General features: G+C 33.6%; 13 protein-coding genes and 1 pseudogene. 1 reads left to right on the top strand and 13 read right to left on the bottom strand.

The annotated features are described in order from the left end of the window. From RQ907_RS04835 to ulaG, 10 genes are all read right to left on the bottom strand, one after another. Window positions 1-732 (bottom strand): PTS transporter subunit IIC (locus RQ907_RS04835; RefSeq protein WP_311492256.1); only part of this gene is annotated, 732 nt, incomplete at its 3' end. 8 nt (window positions 733-740) lie between these two features. Then, entirely contained in the window at window positions 741-1196 is a 456-nt protein-coding gene (locus tag RQ907_RS04830) for a PTS sugar transporter subunit IIA (RefSeq protein ID WP_311492255.1), read from the bottom strand. A 1-nt stretch (window position 1197) separates the two neighbouring features. Further along, window positions 1198-1755, bottom strand: coding sequence for a chromate transporter (locus tag RQ907_RS04825; protein WP_311492257.1), 558 nt, complete (start codon window positions 1753-1755; stop codon window positions 1198-1200). Next, the gene (locus RQ907_RS04820; protein ID WP_311492254.1) at window positions 1755-2315 is read right to left on the bottom strand and encodes a chromate transporter; all 561 of its coding nucleotides are present in this window, start codon (window positions 2313-2315) and stop codon (window positions 1755-1757) included. The genes RQ907_RS04825 and RQ907_RS04820 overlap by 1 nt, the downstream gene beginning before the upstream one ends. Before the next feature lie 3 nt (window positions 2316-2318). Continuing rightward, a complete protein-coding gene (locus RQ907_RS04815) occupies window positions 2319-3377 on the bottom strand; it encodes a radical SAM/SPASM domain-containing protein (protein ID WP_311492253.1) in 1059 nt (352 codons plus the stop codon). 13 nt (window positions 3378-3390) lie between these two features. Next, a complete protein-coding gene (locus tag RQ907_RS04810; RefSeq protein WP_311492252.1) occupies window positions 3391-4860 on the bottom strand; it encodes a sulfatase in 1470 nt (489 codons plus the stop codon). Between the two features lie 18 nt (window positions 4861-4878). Next, window positions 4879-5202 carry a PTS sugar transporter subunit IIB gene (locus RQ907_RS04805; RefSeq protein ID WP_311492251.1) on the bottom strand — a complete coding sequence of 108 codons (324 nt, stop codon included), beginning with the start codon at window positions 5200-5202 and terminating at the stop codon, window positions 4879-4881. Window positions 5203-5228: 26 nt separating this feature from the next. Next, a complete protein-coding gene (locus RQ907_RS04800) occupies window positions 5229-6527 on the bottom strand; it encodes a PTS sugar transporter subunit IIC (protein ID WP_311492250.1) in 1299 nt (432 codons plus the stop codon). A gap of 14 nt (window positions 6528-6541) precedes the next feature. Next, window positions 6542-6991, bottom strand: a complete 450-nt coding sequence (locus RQ907_RS04795; RefSeq protein WP_311492249.1) for a PTS sugar transporter subunit IIA — start codon at window positions 6989-6991, stop codon at window positions 6542-6544. Window positions 6992-7062: 71 nt separating this feature from the next. Then, window positions 7063-8127, bottom strand: coding sequence for an L-ascorbate 6-phosphate lactonase (gene ulaG, locus RQ907_RS04790; protein WP_311492248.1), 1065 nt, complete (start codon window positions 8125-8127; stop codon window positions 7063-7065). A gap of 314 nt (window positions 8128-8441) precedes the next feature. On the opposite strand from ulaG, the gene RQ907_RS04785 reads away from it, so the two are divergent. Further along, window positions 8442-9197, top strand: coding sequence for a DeoR/GlpR family DNA-binding transcription regulator (locus RQ907_RS04785; protein ID WP_311492247.1), 756 nt, complete (start codon window positions 8442-8444; stop codon window positions 9195-9197). A 111-nt stretch (window positions 9198-9308) separates the two neighbouring features. Here the strand turns inward: RQ907_RS04785 and RQ907_RS04780 are convergent, their stop codons facing one another. The 3 genes and pseudogenes from RQ907_RS04780 to RQ907_RS08395 all read right to left on the bottom strand — a co-directional run. Continuing rightward, window positions 9309-11186, bottom strand: coding sequence for a fructose-specific PTS transporter subunit EIIC (locus tag RQ907_RS04780; RefSeq protein WP_311492246.1), 1878 nt, complete (start codon window positions 11184-11186; stop codon window positions 9309-9311). Beyond that, entirely contained in the window at window positions 11176-12081 is a 906-nt protein-coding gene (gene pfkB / locus RQ907_RS04775) for a 1-phosphofructokinase (RefSeq protein WP_311492245.1), read from the bottom strand. Before pfkB ends, RQ907_RS04780 begins: the two co-directional genes overlap by 11 nt. Beyond that, window positions 12078-12239: pseudogene (locus tag RQ907_RS08395) on the bottom strand (DeoR/GlpR transcriptional regulator); the annotation flags it as partial. The gene pfkB and the pseudogene RQ907_RS08395, both read right to left, overlap by 4 nt.

The following is a 12239-nucleotide window of genomic DNA, read 5'->3' as shown; positions in this document are numbered from 1 at the left end:
TGCTACCATGTTTTCGTTGAAGATTGATAAAAATCCTGGTAATTCTATATCATCTAAATTCTTGCTATTTTCTTTATGATTTTTAAATAATTTATCTGATAACCAACAAGCAAATCTGATACCAAACATTTGTTGGTGAGCTATACAGAAACCTGCACCATCAGTAAGTTTTTGTGTATCTTCGATAGTTAAGTTAGAACCAACTGCCCAATAAAGTCCTAGTAAAACAGCCATTATAATAAGGATTGGAGTTTGACCTAGGGTTGGGAAACAAAATACGATTAACCAAAAAGCTGTAGCAGCTTGTTGCATCTGAACGTGACCTGTTGTAAATACTGCCCTCATCTTAGTGATATTTTTAAGCCTTACTAAAACGATATTAACAATAAAGGCTATTAGTAACAGTAGCATAACCTGGGAGAACGACCTACCCAAATGCTCCATACCTTCAGTAACTGCGTTTTGACCAAAATATGGGTCAATAACTGTAGCGGAAATCTCAAACCTATCCTTAAGTCCTGTTAAGATAGGCCTAAAAGTTTTAACAAGCCCACCAGAACCAACACTTAAGATCATATAACCAACTGTTGCCTTAATAAAACCAGCAAGAGCCTCATACCATTTCCTACCATCAAGCAGGTAACCAATCAATACTAAAAAACCAATGAAAAATGCAGGTTTTGTTAGTATATTTTTTACAAATCCATTAAGTATAGCATATAAAAAATCCATAACTACTCCTATATATTAAATTTTTCTTTAACCTTTAAAAGGTCTTCTAAATTATTTACCTCTTCTAGGGCTGATATAATTTCCTCATCTCCAAGTATTTCAGACAAGGCACCAATATTTTCTAGATGCTTATCTGGATTGACACTTGCTACAGTAAAAAATAACCTAGCATCCTTATCCCTATCATCCTTATCAAAAACTACAGGCTTATTCACCTTCATAAAGGCAATAGCTGTATCCTTAACCCCTTCAGCATTCTCTTGGCAATGAGGCATAGCTACACCAGGAACCAAAACTATGTATGGACCATATTTATTAACAGTCTCAATAATTTGCTTAGGATAATTTTCCTCAACTATATCCTTTTCAATTAGTTTTTCACAAGACTTCTCAATAGCTTCTTCCCAGCTATCAAAACCCTCACAAAAATCATATAAACCTTTTTCAATTATTTCTTTAAACATATTATCCCCTTATTAAACAAATTATTAAATAAATAAAACCTGATGCAATCATCAATACAATCGGATCCATTTTTGATTTTCTTATTGCAAGAAATGTCACGATAGAAAGTATTAATATTTCTACATCCATATTTCCAATTACAACTTCATTAACATCAAATAACGCCGTTTTAAAAATAGATATTCCAGCAGCTAAAATCATCGAAACAACTGCAGGTCGTAATATTTTAAGAATATTTGAGATAATTTCTATTTCTTTGTATTTTACATATAAATATGATATGGTACCAACAATAAAAATTGAAGGAGTGATACACCCCAAAGTTGCTACAATTGATCCTGGAATCCCTAGAATTTTGCTACCGACAAAAGTAGCAGAATTTATAGCTATTGGACCAGGTGTCATCTGAGAAATTGTTATTAAATTATTAAATTCAGATAAACTTATCCAATTATGAGCATTCACAACTTCTTCTTGTATTAATGGTAACGACGCATAACCACCACCAAATCCGAACAATCCAACTTTAAAAAAACTTATATATAACTCAATTAACATCATTGTTTTTTTCTTTCATTGTAAAATGCATAAATAACACCAATTAATATTACTAGTACCATAACAGTGATTATGCTTATATCAAACCAGAAAATGGAAATAAAAGATATAAGTAAAATGGCAATAATTAATGGATTAAAATCACCAGCAACTTCCTTTATCATATCATATACTACAGAAAATATCAGAGCACACACACCAGCCTGCATGCCTTTTAATACGACCGCAATATAATAATTTTTTATAAACCAGTCATAAAAAAATGATATCAGTGATAATAAAATCAAAGGTGGAAGTATAGTGCCTATACACGAAACTGCAGCTCCCACTACTCCGGCTATCTTATATCCAACTGTAATAGATGCATTCACTGCAACTGCTCCTGGAGCTGACTGTGCAATAGCAGTCATATCAAGCATCTCATCTTTTGTTAACCACTTATATTTTTTAACATACATATTTTCCATTAATGATAAAATAACATAACCGCCACCAAAAGTAAACGCCGACAAATAAAAGCTTGAAGTAAATAGTTTTAAAATCTTATTCTTATTATTCATTATTTATCTCCTGAAATTTCCTGCTACTATAAATCCTAAAAAATCATTTATCAAGCATTGTTCATCAGAAGTATTCATATAGACAGTACTTATCTTCTTACACATTCCTTTGCAAATGATAGAGAATCTACATCTTTTACAACAGCTATCATCCATTTTTTTAGATCTAAAAATATCATTAATATTAGAATTAATCATATCTTCCAATGAATCAGTGGTAATGTCACCTAATTTATATTTTTCCTCAGTATAAAAATCACAAGGATAAACAAGACCCTTACTATCTATTATTAGTTGAGTTTCGCAAAATCCTTTCATACCACACTTATAAGGGATTTTTCCAGATAAGATTATTTCAATATTTTGAAAAAAATCAATATTTACAGGATCGTCATCATCAATATAAATTTTAAATAACTTTCTGTAAAACTCACTTAACTTATCTAAATCAAGACTTTCATAATCTGAATAACCAAAATCAAGGCATGGTATTAATTGCACATAGTTCATTCTATTGGATTTATAAAATTTATATAACTGTTGAGGGTAATTTATTAAATTACTTGTTAAGACCGTTAAAATATTAGTATCTACTTCATAGGATTTTAATAATTTATAACTTTTTAGAATTTTTTGGTGTGTATCTCTATTATTATTATCAATACGATAAATATTATTATTTTCTTTAAATCCGTCAATAGACAAACCTACAAGAAAACTATTAGCTTTGAAAAACTTAACCCAAGCATCATCAATTAGTGTTCCATTTGTCTGAACTGTATAATTTACAATCCTTCCTTCTTTTAATTGGTTTACCTTATTAATAAATTCTTTAAAATAATCTTTACCAGCTAATAAAGGTTCACCACCCTGAAAATTAAAATTAATAACTGAGAAATCATTTGTAATCTCAAATGATTTCTCAATTATCTTTTCCATAACATCATAATCCATACTTATAGATTCTGTTACTGGTTTAACTTTATTGTAGAAACAATATTTACATTTCAAATTACATGCCGATGCTGGTTTAATCATTAAATTTAAATAATTTAATTTCATCAAATTACCTAATTTAATTTTCCTTATTCAAGCCTAATCTGGTATATTGTTCCTCTGGTGAATCTTCATTTTTCATAGCTAATATTAATTTCTCAATCATGATGTTTTCTATTTCAGGACTTTTGATTGGCTTTACCTGATTAGGATCTTTTTTGTTATCAAATAACAAATTACCAAATGAATTTACTCCATATTTATCCTTTGCAGGTACCTTCATTACTTTTAGACCTTTGGTAAAGCTAAATCCATCTACCAGTTCTGTTTTTGACAATTCATTAATACCAAATGCATGATGCATATAACATGGCATCAATGTATAGTTGAAGATATCATTTTCACGCCCAGGCTCTGATGCTCTCATGTAAGTGTATTCATCGTTAACAATATTAACATGTCCACTAAAGGCTCCAAATAAAGCATTATCTCTTACAGGCTTATCTTCTTTAACAGTATCCTTCAAGTCTGAACCTTGCATTTCTGATGGTATATCCAAATGGAAAAAGTTTAGAATTGTTGGAGCCCAGTCAATCATCTGAACAATTGAATTTCTTTCAACATCTTTTGTTTTAGTTCTTGGGTCATAGATAAACAAAGGAGTCTTAGCTACCTCGTTGTAATAAGGCATTTGGTTCTTTCCCCAATATCCATGCTCTCCAAGTAAGAATCCATGATCTGTACCAACTATTAAAAGGGTATCATCCCATAAATTGTGCAAATCAAATAGGTCCAGAATTTTTCCTAAGTTCTTATCACACATTGTAACTAAGGCTTTGTATTGATTAATAGCGTGTTTTACTTCTTCTTCTGTTTCTGTAACCCTTCCCCTTGGCCAGTCAAAATGTTTGCCCTTGTAATCTTTTTCATATTTATTTAAATAATGTTCTTTTACAAAGAAAGGCTCATGTGGGTCAAAAGTTTCAATTTGTAAGAACCAATTATCTTCACCACTGTTTTTATTTATGAATTCTTCACCTAATTTAAAGACTTCAGACATTGGTTGGTCTTTTTCAAAATGCATGTATTCTCTATTGGCCCAATCGCTTCTCCACATACTTGAGACGCCGGTTCCGCTTTGATTTTGTGGTGTTGATGCAACCTCGGGATAAACTGGCTCTTTTACAACACCCTTCCAATGATCGCCTTCTTGTCCACGAACAATCTCCCAACTAGAATATTTGGTATGATAATTTCCACCACCTTCTTCCCAATAGTGGATATGATCACTAATTAAATGTGAATAAATTCCATTCTTCTTCAAAATTTCAGGCATCGAGTTATCAAATGGTTCCATAGGTCCCCATTCTCTGTGTAAGAAATTGTATCTGCCGGTATGAAGTTCCCTTCTAGCCGGCATACAAGGCATGCTTCCTACGTAGCTATTATTAAATTTTACTGATTTTCTTGACAATCTCTCAAAGTTAGGAGCATACACCTCATTATTACCATAACAAGGTAAAAACCTACTATTTAGACTGTCAAACATAATAATAACAGCTCTCATTTAATTACCATTTATTGATTCAGGAAATTTTTCTTTAGCAATATTATATATTTTTTCAGCAATCCCTTTTCCGTCCATTATATTTTCTATTTCAACTACATCTTTATTAGGGAATGCATCTAGATTTACAATATGAATTAATTTTTTAGAAACAGCTACAATATCAACCCAATCTTGAAAACCTTGTGCTTCGCCAGCAGAGGTGTGCTCTACTTCTGATTCAACTCCTAATTTATCAAGTTCTTTCTTTGTCATTCCAGCACACATAACACTACTTCCTACGCCATAGCCACATACGAATAGTACATTAATTTTTTTACTCATTTCAACTCCTATTTACTTAATATAATTTAAAACAATTGAGATATAAACTTTAGTATTTGTGTAAAGAATGGTATTACTGTTGCCCAGTCAAACATTCCTGTCCATCCAATACCATTTGGTAATCCACTTAAACTGATCGCCCAAATTGTACCAAAACTCTGTATTATTCCTAGTAAAAATGTACAAACAATAACTGCTTTGTACCCACCATATTTATTAGCAACTACTCCAATAGGACCACCTGAGAAAAATAATGGCACAAAGCCCGGTAATACCATAATTGGACTATTAGTCATAACTAGGATAAATATGGAAAATATAGTTCCAAGAGTACAGCATATAAAACCTAAAGTTGCAGCATTAGGTGAAAATGGTAATAATGCAGCTACGTCAACAGCTGGTACAGCGTTAGGAATAAGTTTTTCTTGAATACCCTTAAATGATTGATTTATTTCACCGATTAACATTCTTACACCTTGTAATAAAATAACCATATACATTGAGAATTTTAATCCGAGCATTATTATATAAATTAACCAATGCTGTTTTCCTGCTAATTCTTGAACATTTTTTGGTCCAATACTCATTAAAAATCCACCAATGAACACTGTCATTATAATTGATATTCCAGTTACGTTATGTTCAAAAATTCCTAACCATCCTGGTAATTTTAAATGTTCAGCATCTTCTGTCTCAGGATTTCCAAATTTGTGTGCAAATTTTGAAAAGAACCATATACCAAACATTTGATTGTGACCGATTGTAAAGTCTGCTCCATTAGTGACATCTTTTACAGCCTTAATTGGTATTGTTGTTGATATAGCCCAGTAAATGCCCAATAAAACACCAGATATTATAACTGTTGGCACCCAATTCAAACCTAACCAAAAATGAACTAACCATAAAATTGCTTGAGAATGAGCAAATCCAGCATTACCTGTTAAAAATATACCTTTTGCTTTAGTATATTTATTTAACATTACTAATAATATGTTAACAGCAAATGCTAAGATGAAAACATACCCAACAAATCCAAACGAGTCTCCTAACGCTTCTTGTGTAGAAGCTCTCATCGCATAAGGATCCATTAAATATCCACTTATACCATAATGCTCACTTACTGCATTTACTATTGGTTTAAATGTTTCTGTAAACATTTTTCCACCAAATAAGATAAGCATAAGTCCGACCATAGAACTGATAGTACCAGTTATAATCTTAATCAAACTTTTTTTGCTTAATATGTAACCTATACAAACTAATATTCCTATTAACACTACTGGTTCTAGTAGTAATTCCTCAATAAACTTTAACAGCGTATTCATACAAAACTCCATACCTACTTATTAATACTATTATTTAATATTTCAATTACATCATCCACATTATTCTCAGATATTATCTTATTAACTATATCTTTATCGCATAAAACATTTGATAATTCCATAATTAATTCAATGTGAGAATCACTATCCACGGCACTTAAGCATAGCATTAACTTGATTGGATCAAAATCAGATCCTAAATTCAGCTCATTCTTAATTGTCATAAAAGATAATCCTATTTCATTTACAGAATCATCTGGTCTCGCATGTGCCAATGCAATGTTCCTGTCTAATGCAATATATGGTCCCATTTCTTCCACAGATGCAATCATATTATCTATATATTTTTCTTTAATAATATTTTTATCCAGCAATGGTTTGGCCGATATTTTTATTGCATCTTTCCAATCATTCACTTCAACATTAAGTTGTATAAATTCTTTACTAATAAATTTCTCAATCATTATATTCTCCTTATCAGCATCAAGAGCTAAGGAACTATTCCTTAGCTTCTGACATCAATTTTACAACTCAATTATAAGATTGATTTGAATGGTACATTTCTTGGATTTTCGAATGCGTCTTCGAATCCTGGTCTATACCTAAATTCAAGGTCATCTTTCATTGTTGGCCAGATGTATTTGCCACCAACATCCCATATATATGGTTTGAATGTATATTTTGACCTATCTTTTCTATAGTTCCATAGGTATTTAATTTCTTTTGGATCTGCCTTGAAGTTTGTCCAAACATCGTGGTGGATTGGAATTACTACCTTACATCCAACGGATTCTGCCATTCTTAGTATGTCTATAGATGTCATCTTATCTTGGTTACCAACTGGGTTATCACCATAAGACCCAAAGGCTATATCTATATCATATTTCTTACCAACTTCAGCAAAACCTATTGAGAAGTGAGAGTCACCTGTGTGGTAAACTGTACCAGCTGGCATTTGGATTAGGTAGTTTACTGCCTTTTCATCCATATTTGTTGGGCAAATACCTTCTATATCCTCGCCCACTTCTGTTGTTACTAGGCAAGTTCTATCGAAAGAATCAAGAGCTATGATTGTTGTATCCTTAATCTTGATTTCATCTCCAGGTTTTACAACTATGCACCTATCTTCAGGAACACCGTATGATAGCCATTTTTTAACTGACTCTTTAGGTCCTATGAAAGGAACATCATCTGCACAATTTCTAAGTACTGCTGCTGCAAAGAATGGGTCGATATGATCGTTGTGATAATGTGTAGATAAAACCGCATCTACTTTAGTAACTGCAAATGGATCATAAACGATTGGGTTAGCTCTTAAGTTTGGTTGTAGGGCTTTACCACCAGTCATATTTCTCATTTGATGGTAAGGAGCCATTTCCTTAACTTTTTTTGTTCTCTTACCATTTCCAAACCATAGGTCTATAGCGATGTTAGTATCGTTTTCAGTCTTAAACCAAATACCTGTACATCCTATCCACCACATAGCGAATGTGCCTTTTTCTACAACTTCTTCATCGATTTCTTCATTTAACCAGGTTCCCCACTCAGGAAAAGCGCCTAGTATCCATTTCTCTCTTGTAATTTCATCTATTTGACTCATCGTATCCCTCCATAAAATTACTATATCATCTTCTATCTGTTAATATGATATAATGCTTTTTATGATTGGTCAAGCTAAAAACTGCATTTTATACCTATATTTTACGAATTATTTGATTGTTTTATATTTATTATTGATATTTTTGAGAATAAACCAAATATTTATAAAAATAATCAATCAATCATTCTCTTGTTTTTTGATTATTTGATTGTTTTGAAAAATGTTATCATTTTCATTCAAGTATTATATGATTTTTTTGATTTTTTCACCAAACAGTATTATCATATATATGAGAGTATATATACGAGGTAAGTATGAAAATAAAAAAATCAATCGTTGATAACAGAAGAGAAAGCATTCTCAAATATATAGATGATAAAGAAGAAACCAGCACCCAGGAACTTGTCGATACTTTCAACGTTTCTGAAATCACTATAAGACGTGACCTAAGTTTCCTTGAGTCCATAGGCAAAATAGTTAGGTTTTATGGTGGTGCAAAAATAAACAAGAATAATGATGGAAAAAATCTTGTTTTAGAAAACAAGAAGGATAGGATTGCCCAAAAGTGTGCAGAATTCATAAATGAATACGATGATATCTTTATAAATTCATCATCTACAGCCCTCCTAGTCCTAAAATATTTAAAAAACAAAAGGATTAATGTAATTACAAATAATGCCAGGGCCCTATTTTTGGATATTGACCCTCATGTCAATGTCACTCTTACAGGTGGTAAAATTTCCTATCCAAAAAACGCCCTCACAGGTATTTTTGCCATAAATAACCTAAAAATCCTAGCTTCTGATATCACAATCATCGGTATTTCAGGCATAAGCAAAGAAGGAGAGTTGACAACTTCCCTAATGGATGAGGTTGAAATTAACCAGTATATGATCAATGAATCAACAAGCAAAAATATCCTTGTCTGCGATTCGTCCAAATTTTCTAAAACAGCAAATTTTAGAACAGGCACACTCGCCAACATCGACATAGTAATAACCGATGATGATCTAGACAGGGAAAGCATCGAGATGCTCGAGAAAAATAAGGTCCAATTAATTTTGGTTTAATCAAATATCCTAAGAAAAAAACCTAAACACCAGTAAATACTGGCAGTTTAGGTTTTTTATAGTTTTTAATTCATATACCAAAGCAAAATCCACCTCAAGGTGATTTTTTATTTAGGCTTGGGTTTCTGGTTTTTTCTTGATTGTTCCTAGAATTAATCCTCCGATTATTGCTCCTATTAGTACTGCTCCTACAAATAGGAGGGCTTGGTTTAGGCTTCCCATGGCTGGGAGGATGAAGATTCCTCCGTGTGGGGCTGGGGCGTTTATGCCAAAGTAGCCTACGATTGCTCCTGCTATGGCTGAACCAATTATACATGATGGTAGGACTCTTGTTGGCTCTGCTGCCGCAAATGGTATGGCTCCTTCTGTGATGAAGGATGCTCCTAGAATGTAGTTGGTAATTGTTGTATTTTTTTGTTCTTCATTGAATTTCCTCTTGAAGAAGGTAGTTGCTATAGCGATTGCTATTGGTGGTACCATGCCTCCTACCATTACAGCTGCCATGAAGGTGCCTATACCTGTATCTGTGAAGGCTCCAATTGCAAAGGCGTAGGCTGCCTTATTAATTGGCCCACCCATGTCTATTGCCATCATTCCTGCAAGTAGGGCTCCAAGTAGGACCATGTTTGTGCCTGAAAGGCTCATTAGCCAATTATTGATGAAGTTATTTACACCTGTAAATACTGGGTCTATCACAAAGAACATGATTGCTCCGACAATTAAAAGTCCAAGTACAGGGTAAATTAACATTGGTTTTAGACCTTCGACTGATTTTGGTAGGTTTTTTGTGGCTTTTTTTAGGTAGTTAACTATATATCCTGCCACAAAACCACCGATTAGACCACCTATAAATCCTGCTCCACGACTTGCCATAAGCCCTGCTACCATACCTGGCATTAGTCCTGGCCTATCAGCTATGGAGAAGGAAATGTAACCTGCAAGGATTGGAATTAGGAAGGTAAAGGCATCTCCTCCAAGGCCATTGAGGAAGGTGAAAACGGTGGATTTTTCGCCTAAAAATCTTTCAAATAGGAAGGAAATCGCTAATAAAATACCACCACCGATTACAAATGGAAGCATATGGCTTATTCCATTCATGAGGTCTCCATAGATTTTTCGTCCGATTGATTGACCTTCTTCAAATTTTTGAACTTGGCCGCCTTCTTCGTGGTAGATATTCGCTTCGCCCTTGATTGCCCTATCTACAAGTTCATCTGCCTTTCTAATTCCGTCTGAAACTGATCTTTGAATTACTTTTTTGCCGTTGAATCTTGCTGTTTCTACTTTTTTATCGGCTGCAATTATAATTGCGTCCGCTTTTTCAATTTCAGATGATGTTAACCTATTTTTAATTCCATCAGATCCGTTGGTTTCAACCTTTATATTTACTCCCCTAGCCTTGGCTGCCTTTTCTAGGGCCTCTTGGGCCATGTAGGTGTGGGCTATACCGTTAGGGCATGCTGTTACTGCTAAAAGATTGATTGCAGATTCAACTTCTTGTTTTTTCTCAGGTTCTTTTTGGCTTTGTTTTTCTTTTTCAGAATATTTTTCAATTACAGCATAGACCTCATCCTCATTGTTGACTTTTTTAAGGTCATCTATAAAGCCATCTTTCATAATCATTTTGGAAAGCTCTGCAAGGGTGGCAACGTGGAGGTTATTTTCCCCGTCTGGTGCTCCTATAGCAAAGAAAATCTCTGTTGGCATCCCATCTAGGGCATCGTAGTCTAGACCTGTCTTTTTCCTAGCAAAGAGAACTGCAGGTTCAATTACAGTTTTGTTTTTGCTATGAGGAATAGCAACAGATTCGCCTAGGGCTGTTGATCCTTGGGCCTCTCTTTCCCTTAGACCTTCTGCAAAATCTTCTGCACTTTTTACATAGCCTTGGTCAAAAAATTTCTTTGCAATTTCTTTGATAGCTTCTTCCTTTGTCTCTGCCTTTAGGTCTAGAACCATCAGGTCTTTTTTTAGTAAATCTCTAATTTCCAATTTCTTCCACCTCTACTTTTTTTAATATTTCGTCAATCATATCTTTTTTGGCTATATCTGGGCTAAAGGCTGTTGCACTACCACAGGCTACTGCTAGTTTGTAGGCATCGACTTTACTTAAATTATTTACACAACCATAAACAAAACCACCCACCATTGAATCACCAGCTCCAACTGAATTTACTAGCTTACCGTCAATTGGCTTTGCCCTGTAGGCGTGATTTTCATCTACAAAAATCGAACCCTTAGCACCTAGGGAAACAATTACATTTTGGGCACCCAAGTCATTCAATTTTTTTGCATAGGCTACTAGGTTGTCTTCGGTAATATCTGTTTGGAAAATTTTTCCCAATTCCTCTTCATTTGGCTTAACCAAGAGTGGTTTATAGGCCAAATAATCAAGAAGTTTCTTATCGGCTATATCAATAGTGAAGCTAGCTTCAGTTTTTTCTATGACTTTCTTATAAAAATCATCGTCCAAAGAATATGGCAAAGACCCTGAAATAACAATAATATCGCCTTTGCCAACTCCTTCTAGGCTAGCAAAAAATTTCTCCACTTCTTCCTTAGAAATATGAGGGCCTTTGGCATTGATTTCTGTTTCCTTGTCGTATTTAAGTTTGACATTAATCCTTGAATTTTCCTTTATCCTAACGAAATTTTCAGCCAAACCCAAGTCTTTTATGGAATTTGCTATGTATTCGCCAATAAAACCTCCGACAAAACCGAGATTTATAGATTTTGCTCCGAGATTATAAAGAATTTTGCTCGCCATAATTCCCTTGCCACCCGGATATTTTTCATCTTCTTTGGCCCTAATTGTCGCCCCATCTTCAAATTTATCAAACCTCAAGATGTAGTCAATGGCAGGGTTAGTTGTAATTGTATAAATCATTCTTCCTCCGTAATTAGCTTAATTTCTTCTCTCCTGGCTATAGTTGCAAAGTATTTGATATTCTCCTTTGAAGTATCAGCCAAAACATAGGCCCTAGTTGAATTTTCAATCGCCTTAGACTTTACCACAGCTTCGTTGACATCAGCTGTATAAAAGGC

The organism is uncultured Anaerococcus sp., assembly GCF_963510575.1.
Taxonomy (GTDB): Bacteria; Bacillota; Clostridia; order Tissierellales; family Peptoniphilaceae; genus Anaerococcus.
The sequence above is the reverse complement of the archived record's forward strand: the minus strand, read 5'-3'. Positions and strand labels throughout refer to the sequence as shown.